This window comes from Paraburkholderia sp. J67 (assembly GCF_905220265.1).
Taxonomy (GTDB): Bacteria; Pseudomonadota; Gammaproteobacteria; order Burkholderiales; family Burkholderiaceae; genus Paraburkholderia.
Genome location: NZ_CAJMZK010000003.1, coordinates 256,127 through 271,304, shown reverse-complemented (window position 1 = coordinate 271,304; position 15,178 = coordinate 256,127). Strand labels below are relative to the sequence as shown.

Here is a 15,178-nt window from a genome sequence, read left to right as displayed (position 1 = left end):
CGCTATCTGACAACGATTACGCGTCACCTGGCCATCCGGCCAGGTTCACACGCACCGGGCGCGGGTTACACTCACGCCCTGAACTCATAGCAAGATCTCGAGGATGGCTACACACACCGCCAGCGCCGGCGACATCGCGCAACACACTCCCATGATGCAGCAGTATCTGCGCATCAAGGCCGACCATGCGGGCACGCTCGTGTTCTACCGCATGGGCGACTTCTACGAGCTGTTCTTCGAGGACGCCGAGAAAGCCGCTCGCCTGCTCGATCTGACGCTCACGCAACGCGGCGCGTCGGCAGGCAACCCGATCAAGATGGCGGGCATTCCGCATCACGCCGCCGAACAATATCTCGCGAAGCTCGTGAAGCTCGGCGAGTCGGTGGCGATCTGCGAGCAGATCGGCGATCCGGCTACGTCGAAGGGTCCGGTCGAGCGCAAGGTCATGCGCGTGGTCACGCCCGGCACGCTCACCGACGCAGCCTTGCTCTCGGACAAGAACGACGTCTATCTGATGGCGGTCTGCCCGGGCCACAACCGGCGCGGCGTGACCGTGAACGTCGGCCTCGCATGGCTCAATCTGGCAAGCGGCGCGCTGCGTCTCGCGGAAGTCGCGCCGGAACAGGTCGCGACGGCGTTCGAGCGCATCCGTCCGGCCGAAGTGCTGGTCGCGGACATGCCCACGGAATCGTCCGGCTGGGCGCCGCCCGCCGGCGCGGGCGCGCTCACGCGTGTGCCGTCGTGGCACTTCGACCTCGCCTCGGGCAAGCAACGCCTGTGCGATCAGATGGACGTGGCAAGCCTCGACGGCTTCGGCGCGCAGACGCTCACGAGCGCGTGCGGTGCGGCCGGCGCGCTGCTGCTCTATGCGGCGGCCACGCAAGGCCAGCAACTGCGCCATGTGCGCAGTCTGAAGGTCGAGGCCGAGTCCGAATATATCGGCCTCGATCCGGCCACGCGCCGCAATCTCGAACTCACCGAAACGCTGCGCGGTACCGAGTCGCCCACACTGTGCTCGCTGCTCGACACGTGCAGCACGACGATGGGCAGCCGCCTGCTGCGCCATTGGCTCCACCATCCGCCGCGCGATGCCGGCATCGCACAGACGCGCCAGCAAGCCATCGGCGCACTGCTCGACGCGCCGCCGCCCGCAAGCGTCGATGCGCTGCGCAGCGCGCTGCGCCAGATCGCCGACGTCGAACGGATCACGGGCCGCCTCGCGCTGCTCTCGGCGCGTCCGCGCGACCTGTCCAGCCTGCGCGACACCTTCGCCGCGCTGCCCGCCCTGCGCGAACAGGTTGCGGCGGCAGGCGGCGTGTCAGTGTCGCTCACACGCATCGTCGAAGCGCTGGCACCGCCGCCTGATTGCGCCGACCTGCTGCAACGGGCCGTTGCGCCGGAACCGGCGGCAATGATTCGCGACGGCGGCGTGATCGCGCGCGGCTACGATGCAGAGCTCGACGAGCTGCGCGACATGACCGAGAACTGCGGCCAGTTCCTGATCGAACTGGAAGCGCGCGAGCGCACGCGTACCGGCATCGGCAATCTGCGGGTCGAGTACAACAAGGTGCATGGCTTCTATATCGAAGTCACGCGCGGTCAGACCGACAAGGTGCCCGACGACTATCGCCGCCGTCAGACGCTCAAGAACGCCGAGCGCTACATCACACCGGAACTGAAGACGTTCGAGGACAAGGCGCTCTCGGCGCAGGAACGCGCGCTCGCACGCGAAAAAGCCCTGTATGACGCGCTGTTGCAGGGGCTGCTGCCCTTCATTCCCGATTGCCAGCGTGTCGCACTGGCGCTCGCGGAACTCGATCTGCTCGCCGCCTTCGCTGAACGCGCGCGTGCACTCGACTGGAGTGCGCCCGAGTTTTCAAAAGCACCGGGCATCGAGATCGAACAGGGCCGCCATCCAGTGGTGGAAGCGCAGGTCGAGCAGTTCATCGCCAACGACTGCGCGCTGAACGCGGATCGCAAGCTGCTGCTCATCACCGGCCCGAACATGGGCGGTAAATCGACGTTCATGCGTCAGACCGCGCTGATCGCCTTGCTCGCCTACGTAGGCAGCTACGTGCCCGCGAAGCGCGCGCGTTTCGGGCCGATCGATCGCATCTTCACGCGTATCGGCGCGGCAGACGATCTCGCGGGCGGGCGTTCGACCTTCATGGTCGAAATGACCGAAGCCGCGGCGATTCTCAACGATGCCACGCCGCAAAGCCTGGTGCTGATGGACGAGATCGGGCGCGGCACGTCGACCTTCGACGGCCTCGCGCTCGCATGGGCCATCGCGCGGCATCTGCTCGCAAGCAACGGCTGCCATACGCTGTTCGCCACGCACTACTTCGAGCTAACGCAACTGCCTGCGGAATTCGCGCAGGCGGCCAACGTGCATCTCTCGGCAGTCGAGCACGGGCACGGCATCGTATTCCTGCACTCGGTCAACGAAGGCCCTGCGAATCAGAGCTACGGTCTACAGGTTGCGCAGCTCGCGGGTGTGCCCAACGCCGTGATCCGCGCGGCGCGCAAGCATCTCGTGCACCTGGAGCAGCTTTCTGCCGGTCAGCCTACGCCGCAGCTCGATCTGTTCGCAGCACCCGCCGCATCACTCGATCTGGACGACGATTTCGACGAGCAACCGCATGTTGAAGACCGGCCGGCAGCCCCCGAGGACACGGCCGCGGCGCTCGTCGCCGAACGGCTGCGCACACTCGATCCGAACGAGTTGCGCCCGCGCGAAGCGCTCGACCTCCTCTACGAACTGCATGAGCTGGCGACCGCTGCTCAAGCCCAACGCTGAGCGTCGTCTCGCGACGCCGCTGCGGCCATTCATGAGTGGCCGCGGCGGCTATGCCGGTCTTCACGTCTACCGCGCGCTGGCCTGCCTCCTTGTGCTCGGCGCGTTGTTTGGCGCGAGCGGCAGGTCATACGCGGCGCAGCCGCCAGCACCAACCTGGCGCTACGCGTTCGCCGTGGTGGCCAATGTCGTCACCGAACCCGGCGACGAGTCCACGCTACAGCGTCTGGTCGATGGGATCGGGCGCAATCCGCAAGTCTCCTTCGTTGTCTACGACGGCAACCTTCGTGGTCCGCGCGAATCGTGCTCGGATGCCCTCTTCGAGCGGCGTCGCGGCCTGCTCGATGCATCGCGTGCGCCGGTGGTGTTCGTGCCCGGCCAACGCGATTGGGTGAGTTGCGGCACAGGCGGCGCGGGTAACTACGATCCCGTCGAACGGCTCGACTATTTACGACAGAACTTCTTCAACGACGCCAACGCGCTCGGCGAAACGCCGCTTGCGCTCACGCGCGAAAGCGAAGTCTCGCGCTTTCGCCCTTATCGGGAAAACGCGCGCTGGCAGGTCGGCGACACGGTATTCGTCGCGCTCAACGCGCCCGACGGCAACAATCACTTTCTGAACGCAGGCGGGCGCAACGGTGAGTTCGAGGACCGTGTGATCGCCAACGGATTCTGGCTCGAGCATGCGGCAGAGTTCGCACGCCGCCGCAACGCGCGTGCAATCGTCATCTTCATGCAGGCCGATGCGCTGCCCGAGCGCGAAGAAAGGCCCGACCGCTTCGCCTGGCTGCGTTTTCATCGCGCGCCCCGCGATGGTTACGCGGAACTGCGTCGCAGCCTGCTGAAGCTCGCAGAGAATTTTCGCGGCCCGATCATCATCGTGCATCCCGAAGAGACCAAGCTCCCGCACGGCTTCACGATCGATCAGCCTTTGCGCAATGAGAAAGGAATCAGGATTGCTAACGTAACGCGCGTCGCGTTTTCGCTGCGCGATCCGCTCACGCAGTGGCTACAGATCGACGCCGATATGGCGCGCAACGCGCCGCTGCGTGTGAGCGTGCATGACGTGCCCAGGCACCTGCCCTCGCTGCCGCCTCAGCAGCAACCCGTGATGCCGGAAATGCCAGAGATCTCGTCGATGCCCGATGTGACGGAAATTCCAGGCATGCAGCAGGCGCCCGACCTCAATGCTGCGAGCGAGACGGGTAATGGGATAGGGATGAGTGGCACAGCCGTGCCGCCGGCGTCCGGCGCATCGCAAACGGTTGCGCCGCCAAGACCGCTCATGCCGCCGCCGTGGATACAGCAGCAGACGCCCGCGACGCCTTCGAATTAACCAGACAGCAAAGGCCGGATCTTAAAGACAAACAGAATGCGCCGACACCCGATCCAGGGGCCGGCGCATCGTGACGCTCAATAGGGCTTGATAACGCTTAGTGCAGCGTCGGCTTCGAATCCGCTTCGTCGCCGTCTTCGTCGTCGTCCTCGTCCATGACTTCGAGGCCGTCCGCGCCATGCGCGTGCTCATGCTCGATTTCGTCTTCGGTCGCCTGACGCACTTCCTTGACGCTCAGCGAAAAACGCAGCGCCATGCCGGCGAGCGGGTGGTTGCCGTCGAGCACGACCTTGTCTTCCGCGACGTCGGTGACGGTGTAGATGAGCGCGTCGAGATCCTCGTCGCCTTCTTCGGGCGTGCCTTCGAACTGCATGCCGACTTCGAGCGGCTCGGGAAAACGGCCACGCGGCTCGACCTTCACGAGTTCGGGATCGTACTCGCCGAAAGCGTCGGAAGGCTCAAGCTGGATCTGGGTCTCGAAGCCCGGCTCCTTGCCGTCCAGCACTTCCTCGATCTTGGGGAACGTGCCATCATAGCCGCCGTGCAGATAGACCATCGGCTCGTCGCTTTCCTCGATCAGATTGCCCTGCGCATCCGATAGCTTGTAAGCGACCGACACGACGGTGTCCTTTGCGATTTTCATTCGATTCTCCAGATTACAGACCACATTATACGATGCCCAAGCGGTCCCCTGACCACCCGGAGGACGCCCGCAAGCGGCGCGCCCCCCCTTCCCTGGCATGTCCTGCAACCGATACGCCCACGCCGCTGCTTGGCGGCCTGAGTCCGGCGCAGTTCATGAAGAAATACTGGCAGAAAAAGCCATTATTGATCCGCCAGGCGATACCCGGCATCGAGGCGCCCCTCTCGCGCGACGAACTCTTCGCGCTGGCCGACAACGACGATGTCGAGTCGCGCCTCGTCACGCATTTCCGCAAGCGCTGGGCGCTCGAGCATGGCCCGTTCGCCGCTGACGAACTGCCCACGCCGAAGACGCGCCAGTGGTCCCTGCTCGTGCAGGGCGCCGATCTTCACGACGATCGCGCCCGCGCACTGCTCGACCGGTTCCGCTTCGCGCCCGATGCGCGCCTCGACGATCTGATGATCTCGTACGCGAGCGACGGCGGCGGAGTAGGCCCGCACTTCGACTCCTACGACGTGTTTCTCCTGCAAGTGCACGGCAAGCGGCGCTGGCGCATCGGCGCACAGCGCGATCTGTCGTTGCAGGAAGGCGTACCGCTGAAAATTCTCGCGAATTTCGAGCCGGAAGAAGAATGGGTGCTCGAGCCGGGCGACATGCTGTATCTGCCGCCGCATATCGCGCACGATGGTGTGGCCGAGGGCGAGTGCATGACGTGCTCGATTGGCTTTCGTTCGCCTTCCACCAACGAGCTCACGAGCCAGTTCCTCTACTGGCTCGCCGAACGGGGTGCGGACGACGCGTGCGCAAGCGAGCCGACGCTCTATCGCGACCCCGATCAGCCCGCCGTCGCGCAGCCCGCGCAACTGCCTCCGGCACTTGTGGAGCGCGTCTCGTCGGTGCTTGCTAAAGTGCGCTGGACCGACGCGGATGTCTCGTCGTTTGTCGGCTCCTGGCTTTCAGAACCGAAATCCAATGTGGTGTTCGACGCCCCCGAAAAGCCCCTCGACGAGGCCCGTTTTGTTGCGCGCGCCGCGAAAAGCGGGATAAGACTCGACCGCAGGACAATCCTGCTTTACGATGCGCGGTCGTATTACCTCAACGGGGAACAGTACTTGCTCAAAGAAGCAAGGAAGTGGCTGCCGGCACTGGCCGATAACCGCTTGCTGGATGGGAAACGCTTTGTAACACTATCACACGATTCGAGTGTGACAGTGCTGCTACACGAGTGGTATTGTGCGGGCTGGATTCAGCTGGGGGTGCTAGCCTAAGCGCTTCGGGCTGCTATACCGTACTAATATAGCGCTTGTATGAGAAAGACAACGTATTGTCCCCGGATTTGTCGACGGTCGATACGAAAGTGCCTATAATTTCCGCCCAGGCCGTAGGGAAGATTCACGCTCTTGCAGTGCATCTCCACCAGTGGCTCAAGGTCGGTGTTGGGGTACATTACCGGTTTTATTTTGCGCTGTTGCTTACCTTTAACCATAAAAGGACGTGATCATGAAGAAATCCCTCCTCGTAGCATCCCTGCTGGCAGCTGTTGCACTGGCTGCATGCAACAAGAGCAGCGACCAAGCTGCTGCACCGGCTAGCGATGCGACCGCTGCTTCGGCACCGGCTGCTGCTGCTTCGGACGCCGCTGCTGCTGCTTCGGGCGCTGCTGCTGCTGCGAGCGACGCTGCTGCTTCGGCTACGGCTGCTGCTTCGGACGCAGGCGCTGCTGCTTCGGACGCTGCTGCTTCGGCTGCTGCTCCGGCATCGGGCGCAAGCCAGTAAGCTGCATTCGCACGTTACCCGCGCAAGGCTCCGGCTTTCAGCGGGTATCGGAGCGAACCGTCGTGCAGCCTGACGGCATCGTCAGGCGTACGACGGGCAAGCAAAAAAGCCACGAACGCAAGTTCGTGGCTTTTTTGTTGGCTGCGCGGGATGGGTTTCATGCGCAGCGCATTTAACCCGTCCATGTAACCTATTTCGCTGATCTGCAAGCGTGTATTACGCGCCCCGCATCATGCGTCCTCTTGCGTCTCGCCTTCCCCGCTAAAGAACGCCTGCACGACCTCAATCTCGCGCGTACGCTTGAACGGCGGCAGACTTTGCCAGATACGCCGGCCATAAGGCTTATCGACAAGACGTGTGTCGCAGATCATCAGCACGCCACGATCGGTTTCAGCGCGAATCAGGCGCCCCGCGCCCTGCTTGAGCGTAATGACCGCCTGCGGCAATTGATGGACCGCAAACGGGCTCAAGCCCTTCTTCGTGAGCGCATCGAGACGCGCAGCGAGTACCGGATCATCGGGCGGCGCAAAAGGCAGCTTGTCGATGACGACGAGCGACAGGGCGTCGCCGCGCACATCCACGCCTTCCCAGAAGCTCTGGCTGCCCACGAGGATCGCATTGCCATAGGCGCGGAAGCGCTCCAGCAACTCGGTGCGACTCGCGTCGCCCTGCACAAGTAGTGGCGTATTCCAGCCGCGCGCCTCGATCGTATCGCGCAGCTTCGTGGCGATCTTGTCCACCGCGCGCAGCGTCGTGCACAGCATGAAGACCCCGCCGCCCGATGCCTCGATGGCCGGCAATGCTGCATCGAACACGGCATCGGTGAATTGCGGCGACGACGGCTGCGGCATATTGCGCGGCACGTAGAGCAAGCCCTGTTGCGGATAATCGAACGGACTCGGCAATGTCATCGAGCGGCGCGAACTCAGGCCCATCTGCGCCGCGTAGTGCGTGAAATCGCCACGCACGGAGAGCGTCGCCGACGTGAAAATCCACGTGCGCGGCACGCCCGCGCGTTGCTTCGCGAAAATCGGCGCGACGGAAAGCGGCGTCTCGTGCAGTTGCACCGTATGCGAGAACACTTCGACCCAGCGGACTTTTTCATCGTCGGCGGACTCGCGGGTTTCGCCCTCTTCGCTCTCGCGCTTCGTATCGCTGGCCGTAGCGGCCGGTGCGCCGGGCACCACCGTCCAGCCATTGAGCACGCCCTGCAACTCGCGTGCGCGACGCAGGCAGGTGCCGAGCGACTCCGCGCGCTCCGCCTGCCCCGCGAGCGCCGTGGCAAGCGTGCCAAGCTCCGTTTGCAAGGCATCGAGCGCGTCGAACAGCGGATGATCGTCCGGCAGTTGCGTGATCGACACGCGCAGCGAATCTTCCTTGAATGCGAGACGCACGTCGCGTGCGGCGCGCTCGAGCGCCGCACCGAGCTTGACCCACTCCACCGCATCGCGCGCATGGCTCAGGCCTTCGGCGACGCAATCGCGCGCGAGTTCGAGGAACTGCGTGGTCGACAGCGTCTCGCCGAAGAACAGCGTCGCCGTCTCGGGCAACTGATGCGCCTCGTCGAAGATGATCGTATTCGCGCTTGGCAACAGTTCGGCCATGCCGGTGTCGCGCAGCATGATATCGGCGAAAAACAGGTGATGGTTCACCACCACGATGTCGGCCTGCTGCGCCTCGCGGCGCGCCTGCATCACGAAGCAGTCCTTGTAATTCGGACACTCCTGGCCAAGACAGTTATCGCGCGTCGAGGTGACCATCGACCACACCGCGGCCGTCTCCGGCACGCTCGCAAGCTCGGCCTTGTCGCCCGAACGCGTGATCTTCGCGAAGCGGATGATTTCCTGTAGGTAAGCCGTTTCCTGACGCGACGGCAGACGGCCGTTGTCGGCCGTGCGCTGCAAATAGTAGTGGCACAGATAGTTCGAGCGACCCTTGAGCATCGCAATGCTCACGGGCACTGCGAGTGCATCGCGCACCGTCGGAATGTCGCGGGCGAAGAGCTGATCCTGGAGGTGTTTCGTGCCCGTGGAGACGATTACCTTGCCGCCCCACAGCATGGCTGGGACCAGATACGCATAGGTCTTGCCAGTGCCCGTACCGGCTTCGACGATCAAGGTGTTGTCGCCTGCCTCGCCGGCAGCCTGGGCGGCGCCCTCGGCCTGCGGCGCGACGGGTGCGCCGCGCTCGAGACGGCGCGCTGGGCGCGATTGCAGTTCGAACGCGGCCGGCTCGGGCTGCGCCTGTGCAGCGGCTTCCATGGCTGCGGCCACGGCACGCGCCATTTCGATCTGCGCAGCACGCGGACGATAGCCATCGATCTCGCGCGCAAGCAGCCCATTGGCGGCAAACAGTTCTTCGAGCTCGGCGCCGCGGCGCGCGCTCAAGGCGGGCGCCGACGCCGTTTGCGCGGCACGCGCGTCACCGCTGCGCGCAGCGTCGTCGCGCGCAGAGCCTGATCGGGAAACGGTCGTTGAGTTCAAGGCAAGCGGTTCCTGCTCGGTCCTCGGGGCGCGGCCCGATTGCTGCCGCGCCCCGGCGCCTGCCGGGACCCGGAATCAGGCGTGGCCGTTCGAGGTCTTCGGTAAATCGGGGTCCAGCTGCAATTGCAGCAGGATGATGTTGTCTTTCAGCTTGAGCTTGCGCCGCTTCAGCTTCTGGAGTTCGAGATCGTCGAAGTCCGACGTCTCGCACATCCGGTCGATCAGACGGTCGAGGTCACCGTGTTCCGATTCCAGTTGCAGAATACGGTCACGAAGGACCTCGCTCTTGACTTCACGTTGCTCGCGCATGCTCGCCTCCTCGTTACGATGAGCGCGCGCCTTGCGAAGGCCACGCGCCCGAGGTTGCTGTCTGGCTGAAAAGCGTGGTGTTACTGGTTCTGCTGCTGTTGCTGCTTGAGTTGCTGCTGTTGCTGCTTGAGTTGCTGCTGTTGCTGTTCCTGCTGCTGCTTTTGTTGCTGCTGCTGTTGTGCCTTCTCAGCCGCCTGCTTCTGACGCGCTTCCACGTCAGCCTTATGCTTCGCCGCGTCTTCCTGCTTCTGCTGGAAGCGTTGTGCCTTGTCGGCGCGTTCCTGCGCCTGTTGCTGACCTTGGGCACGAGCCTGATCCAGCTGCTTCTGGTAATCCGACTGCTTCTTGTCGTAGGCGGCCTGATTGGCCGAGCGCTGCGACTGCGCCTGCGCACCTTCGCGCTGCGCCTGATCCAGCGCGTGCTGGCGTTGCTTCTGCTGGAACGCCTGCTCGTTCGCCGCGCGCTGCGGCGCTTCCGCCTGGCGCTGCGCCTGATCGAGCGCATGCTGCCGCTGCTTGTCCTCGAACGCCTGCGCGCTCTGCGCCTCGTTGGCGGCGCGCTGCGGCGCATCGGCCTGATCGCGCGCGCGTTGCAACGCGGCCTGTTCGTCGCGGCGGCGCGCGTTGTCGGCGCGCTGCTCTTCGTCGAGCGCCAGCTGCTCGCGGCGAATATCTGCCTGCACCACGCGCATCGCGTCGCGCGCCTTGCTCAGACAGTGATTCACGAAAAACGTGTCGTAGCAGTTATGCTGCGCCACGCCGTACTGATAGTTGTTTTCTGCCGAGCGCCGATCCAGCACTTTCTGGCGCGCACTGAAGTCGTTTTGAACGGCTTCGTTCTGACTCGCGCTGTCCTGCGCGCCCGAAGCCGCGAGCGGCGCCGCAGCACCGGCAGCCGGGCGCACGGCTTGCGCGCCACTTGCCGCGGAGTCAACGCCGGATACCACCCCGGAGGCCGCCGCTTCTTGCGCGAGGGCCGGAACGCTCGCCGCAGCCAGCAAGGCGACGGCACAAACCGCCGCGCGGGCGGGAGTCCGCCATGCCGCGCGTTCGCGCGCGCCGGGCTGGACGGGTAACAAGGGCAATGGGATCAACGTCTTCTGAGGGCAGCGGAACATGCCGCAAATTCTAACACCCCCCGAGTTGAGCGCTCCGCCATTTATGGCAAAATGCCCCGCTCCACTGGCCGGCGGGCGCGCTCTCGCGGACCTGTCCCCCCGGCTGCCGGAATCCAGATCCGGACCGCAAACCGATCCTCGCAGGAATATCCAGACCCTATGACGGAAACCGTAGCACTCAAGATTGTCCAGCGTATCGCCAGCGAACTGACCGTTCAGCCGCGTCAGGTGGCGGCCGCCGTCCAGCTTCTCGACGAAGGAGCGACCGTTCCGTTCATCGCCCGATACCGTAAGGAAGTCACGGGCAATCTCGACGATACGCAACTGCGCACGCTCGAAGAGCGGCTGCTCTATCTGCGCGAACTCGAAGAGCGCCGTGCCACGATCCTCGCGAGCATCGAAGAACAAGGCAAGCTCACCGACGAACTGCGCCACGCCATCGAGATCGCCGACAGCAAACAGGTGCTCGAAGACCTGTATCTGCCGTACAAGCCCAAGCGCCGCACGCGCGCGCAGATCGCGCGCGAAGCCGGCCTGCAACCGCTCGCCGACGCGCTGCTCGCCAACCCGCTGCTCGATCCGCAAACGGAAGCCGCGCAATACGTGGACGCCGAAAAGGGCGTCGCCGACGTGAAGGCCGCGCTCGATGGCGCGCGCGACATCCTGTCCGAGCAGTTTGGCGAAACTGCCGAACTGCTGGGCAAGCTGCGCGACTGGTTGCACAACCAGGGCATGGTGATGTCGAGCGTGGTCGAGGGCAAGGAGAACGAGGAAGGCGAGAAGTTCCGCGACTACTACGACTACTCCGAAACCATCAAGACCGTGCCGTCGCACCGCGCGCTCGCGCTGTTCCGCGGCCGTAACGCCGGCGTGCTGATGGTCAAGCTGGGCCTGGGCGGCGAGCTCGATACGCAAACGCCGCATCCGGGCGAAGCGCATATCGCGCGTCACTTCAACATCGCCAATCAAGGCCGCCCGGCCGACAAGTGGCTGTCCGACGTGTGCCGCTGGAGCTGGCGCGTGAAGGTACAGCCGCATCTCGAAAACGAACTACTGACCAACCTGCGCGAACAGGCCGAAGCCGAGGCGATCCGCGTGTTCGCACGCAACCTCAAAGACCTGCTGCTGGCCGCACCGGCTGGCCCGAAGGCTGTGATCGGCCTCGACCCGGGTCTGCGCACGGGTGTGAAGGTGGCCGTGGTCGATCGCACCGGCAAGGTGCTCGCGACCGACACGATCTACCCGCACGAGCCGCGCCGCGACTGGGACGGCTCGCTGGCCAAGCTCGCGCGTATCGCCGCGCAGACGCAAGCGGAGCTGATCAGCATCGGCAACGGCACGGCTTCGCGCGAAACCGACAAGCTCGCGAGTGAACTGATCGCGAAGCATCCGGAACTGAAGCTGCAGAAGATCGTGGTGTCCGAAGCCGGTGCATCGGTTTATTCGGCGTCCGAACTGGCGGCCAAGGAATTCCCCGACATGGACGTCTCGCTGCGCGGCGCCGTGTCGATCGCGCGCCGTCTGCAAGATCCGCTCGCCGAGCTCGTGAAGATCGAGCCGAAGGCCATCGGCGTCGGCCAGTATCAGCACGACGTGAACCAGCGCGAACTCGCGCGCTCGCTCGATGCGGTCGTCGAGGACTGCGTGAACGCGGTGGGTGTCGATGCGAACACGGCGTCGGTCGCGCTGCTCGCGCGCGTGTCGGGTCTGAACGCGACGCTCGCACGTAATATCGTCGATTATCGCGATTCGAACGGCCCCTTCCCCTCGCGCGAACATCTGAAAAAGGTGCCGCGTCTGGGCGACAAGACCTTCGAACAGGCTGCGGGCTTCCTGCGCATCAATAGCGGCGAGAATCCGCTCGATCGCTCGTCGGTGCACCCGGAAGCGTATCCGGTCGTCGAGCGCATGCTCGCGAAGATCAAGCGCACCATCGGCGACGTGCTCGGCAATCGCGAAGCGCTCTCGGGTCTCGCGCCCACCGAGTTCGTCGATGAACGCTTCGGTCTGCCGACCGTGCGCGACATTCTCTCGGAACTCGAAAAACCGGGCCGCGATCCGCGCCCGGAATTCAAGACCGCGACTTTCCGCGAAGGCGTCGAGAAGGTGTCGGATCTCGTGCCGGGCATGGTGCTCGAAGGCGTCGTGACCAACGTGGCCGCGTTCGGCGCGTTCATCGACGTGGGCGTGCATCAGGACGGTCTCGTGCACGTCTCGGCGCTGTCCACTAAGTTCATCAAGGACCCGCACGAAGTCGTCAAGGCCGGCCAGGTCGTGAAGGTGAAGGTGCTCGACGTCGATGTGAAGCGTCAGCGCATTGCGCTCACGATGCGCATGGACGACGACCCGGCAAGCGCCGCGCAGCGCAGTGGCGGCGGTGCGGGCAGCGGCAATCGCGATCGCAACGATCGTGGCGGCAACGCCAACCGCGGCGGCCAGCGTTCGCGCGATGCGGAGCCGGCCGGTGCGATGGCGGCGGCGTTCGCGAAGCTCAAGCGCTAAGGCGCGAGCGGCACGAACGCTACGCGAAGCACGTGAGCCTTCGGGCTCACGTTGCGCACACAACGAAAAAAGGCGCCTCGCGGCGCCTTTTTTGCATCTTGCTCCGGCATAAGCCGGAACAGCTCGTCAAATCTCGATCTTCGTCCCCAGCTCCACCACCCGATTGGCCGGAATGCTGAAGAAGTCCGTGGGCTTCGCGGCGTTCTGGTGCATCCACGCAAACACGCGCTCGCGGAAAATCGACATGCCGGGCAACTGCGTCGGCACCACGGTCTCGCGTGCCAGGAAGAAAGACGTGTCCATCATCTCGAACATCAGCCCCTGCGTGCGGCCCACTTCTTCGAGCACGGCCTTCACATCGGGCGTCTCGTTGAAGCCGTAATCGGCCTTCACGAGGTACAAGCCACCGCCGATATCCTTGACCGTCACGCGCTCGGAATTGGGCACGTAGGGAATATCGCGAATCTTGAACGTGAGGAAAATCGTGCGCTCGTGCAGCACCTTGTTGTGCTTCAGGTTGTGCAGCAAGCTCACCGGCACGAGCGTATCGCTGCCCGTGAGGTAGATCGCCGTACCCGAGACGCGATGCGGCGGATGCGCAAGCAGACCCTGCAGGAAAGGCATGAGCGGGATACCGTCGGCGGCGGTGCGCTCCTTCACGATCATGCGCCCCTTGAACCAGGTCATCAGCAGGAAGAACAGCAGCGCGCCGATGCCAAGCGGCAGCCAGCCGCCCTCTTCGACCTTCAGCAGGTTCGCGCCGAAGAAGCCCAGATCGACGACCAGCAGCACCGAGATGATGGCGGCGACCAGCGCCTTGTTCCACTTCCAGACCTTCGTCATCACGACAGCGACGAGCACCGTGGTGATCACCATCGTCGCCGTCACGGCGATACCGTAGGCCGCGGCGAGATTGTCCGAACTCTTGAACGCCACCACGATGCACAAAATGATGAAGAGCAGCATCCAGTTCACGACCGGCACATAGATCTGGCCGATGGCGAGATCGGACGTATGCAGCACCTTCATGCGCGGCACGTAGCCGAGCAAGATGGCCTGGCTCGTGAGCGAGTACGCGCCGGAAATCACGGCCTGCGAGGCGATCACCGTCGCGACCGTCGAGAGCACGACGAGCGGCAGCAGCGCCCATTGCGGTGCGAGCAGGAAGAACGGATTTTCGATTGCGCTATGGTCCTGCATCAGCAGCGCGCCCTGACCGAAATAGTTCAGCACGAGCGACGGCATCACGAGCGAATACCAGGCGCAGCGGATCGGCTTCGCGCCGAAGTGGCCCATGTCGGCGTAGAGCGCTTCCGCGCCGGTCAGCACCAGCACGACCGAGCCGAGCACCACGTAGGCCTGGAGCAGGTGCGCGCCCATGAAGGTGATGGCGTAGTAGGGATTGAGCGCCGCGATCACGCCCGGCTGCTGCACGATGCGCGAAACGCCCAATACGGCGATCGTCACGAACCACAGCACCATGATCGGTCCGAACAGGCGGCCGACAAGCGAGGTGCCGTGACGCTGGATCCAGAACAGCGCGACCAGGATCACCATCGTAATCGGCAGGACCAGATGCGTGAGCTTGGGCGCGGCGAGTTCGAGCCCCTCGACCGCCGACATCACGGAGATCGCCGGTGTGATCACGGCGTCGCCGTAGAACATGCAGGCGCCAAAGATGCCAAGCGCCGTGAGCACCACAGCGGCACGGCTTCTGCGATCGAAGGACCGCATCGCGAGCGCCATGAGCGCCAGCACACCGCCCTCGCCGTTATTGTCGGCGCGCATCACGAACAGCACGTATTTGACGCTGACGACGATCACGATCGCCCAGAACAGCAGGGAGATGACGCCGAGGATCGATGTGTCGTTGAGGGGAATGCCGTGCGCCGGACTGAACGCTTCTTTGAGCGAATACAGCGGACTCGTGCCGATGTCGCCGAACACCACGCCGATGGCCGCTACGGCGAGTGTGGGTAGCGGCTGCTTTGCCACGTGCGTGTTAGTTGTCATATACGCGGAGATCCGTTTGAGGCGGAAAAAACGAGCGCTATTCTAAACCGGCTTGGGGCCGAAACCCAGAGTGGCCGCTGGCCGTCCGTTGCGACCCCGCGACGAATCCGGACCCGCGCAGTTTAGCATTGGCGTTTGACAGCGTCTGCCCGGTTGCGTCGCCGGTAAGCGCCAGGCGCGTCGCGATTGCGAGCGAAACGC

The 15,178-nt window shown here is 64.3% G+C and carries 11 protein-coding genes; 5 read left to right on the top strand and 6 right to left on the bottom strand.

The window, feature by feature from the left end:
- Window positions 1-103 precede the first annotated feature (103 nt).
- Together mutS and U5782_RS08115 are read left to right on the top strand one after the other, a co-directional pair.
- Window positions 104-2,800 (top strand): DNA mismatch repair protein MutS, encoded by a 2,697-nt coding sequence (mutS, locus tag U5782_RS08120; protein ID WP_322043305.1) that lies wholly within the window; start codon window positions 104-106, stop codon window positions 2,798-2,800.
- Window positions 2,766-4,133, top strand: coding sequence for a hypothetical protein (locus U5782_RS08115; RefSeq protein ID WP_322043304.1), 1,368 nt, complete (start codon window positions 2,766-2,768; stop codon window positions 4,131-4,133). The genes mutS and U5782_RS08115 overlap by 35 nt, the downstream gene beginning before the upstream one ends.
- Window positions 4,134-4,230: 97 nt before the next feature.
- On the opposite strand, the gene U5782_RS08110 is transcribed toward U5782_RS08115, so the two are convergent.
- Window positions 4,231-4,776 carry a peptidylprolyl isomerase gene (locus U5782_RS08110; RefSeq protein ID WP_322043303.1) on the bottom strand — a complete coding sequence of 182 codons (546 nt, stop codon included), beginning with the start codon at window positions 4,774-4,776 and terminating at the stop codon, window positions 4,231-4,233.
- Window positions 4,777-4,808: 32 nt separating this feature from the next.
- On the opposite strand from U5782_RS08110, the gene U5782_RS08105 reads away from it, so the two are divergent.
- A complete protein-coding gene (locus U5782_RS08105; RefSeq protein ID WP_322043302.1) occupies window positions 4,809-6,044 on the top strand; it encodes a cupin domain-containing protein in 1,236 nt (411 codons plus the stop codon).
- Between the two features lie 232 nt (window positions 6,045-6,276).
- The gene (locus tag U5782_RS08100; RefSeq protein ID WP_082991928.1) at window positions 6,277-6,552 is read left to right on the top strand and encodes a hypothetical protein; all 276 of its coding nucleotides are present in this window, start codon (window positions 6,277-6,279) and stop codon (window positions 6,550-6,552) included.
- Window positions 6,553-6,566: 14 nt separating this feature from the next.
- Here U5782_RS08100 and U5782_RS08095 read toward each other — a convergent pair whose 3' ends face one another.
- From U5782_RS08095 to U5782_RS08080, 4 genes are all read right to left on the bottom strand, one after another.
- Window positions 6,567-6,761 carry a hypothetical protein gene (locus tag U5782_RS08095; protein WP_322043301.1) on the bottom strand — a complete coding sequence of 65 codons (195 nt, stop codon included), beginning with the start codon at window positions 6,759-6,761 and terminating at the stop codon, window positions 6,567-6,569.
- 21 nt (window positions 6,762-6,782) lie between these two features.
- The gene (locus U5782_RS08090) at window positions 6,783-9,035 is read right to left on the bottom strand and encodes an ATP-dependent DNA helicase (RefSeq protein WP_322043300.1); all 2,253 of its coding nucleotides are present in this window, start codon (window positions 9,033-9,035) and stop codon (window positions 6,783-6,785) included.
- Window positions 9,036-9,110: 75 nt separating this feature from the next.
- The gene (locus U5782_RS08085; RefSeq protein WP_322043299.1) at window positions 9,111-9,344 is read right to left on the bottom strand and encodes a DUF465 domain-containing protein; all 234 of its coding nucleotides are present in this window, start codon (window positions 9,342-9,344) and stop codon (window positions 9,111-9,113) included.
- 80 nt (window positions 9,345-9,424) lie between these two features.
- Window positions 9,425-10,579, bottom strand: a complete 1,155-nt coding sequence (locus tag U5782_RS08080; protein WP_415914284.1) for a hypothetical protein — start codon at window positions 10,577-10,579, stop codon at window positions 9,425-9,427.
- A 42-nt stretch (window positions 10,580-10,621) separates the two neighbouring features.
- Between U5782_RS08080 and U5782_RS08075 the strand changes: the two genes are divergently transcribed.
- Complete coding sequence (locus U5782_RS08075; RefSeq protein WP_322043298.1) at window positions 10,622-12,964, top strand: Tex family protein; 2,343 nt, start codon at window positions 10,622-10,624, stop codon at window positions 12,962-12,964.
- A 126-nt stretch (window positions 12,965-13,090) separates the two neighbouring features.
- Here U5782_RS08075 and U5782_RS08070 read toward each other — a convergent pair whose 3' ends face one another.
- The gene (locus tag U5782_RS08070) at window positions 13,091-14,977 is read right to left on the bottom strand and encodes a potassium transporter Kup (RefSeq protein WP_322043297.1); all 1,887 of its coding nucleotides are present in this window, start codon (window positions 14,975-14,977) and stop codon (window positions 13,091-13,093) included.
- Window positions 14,978-15,178 lie beyond the last annotated feature (201 nt).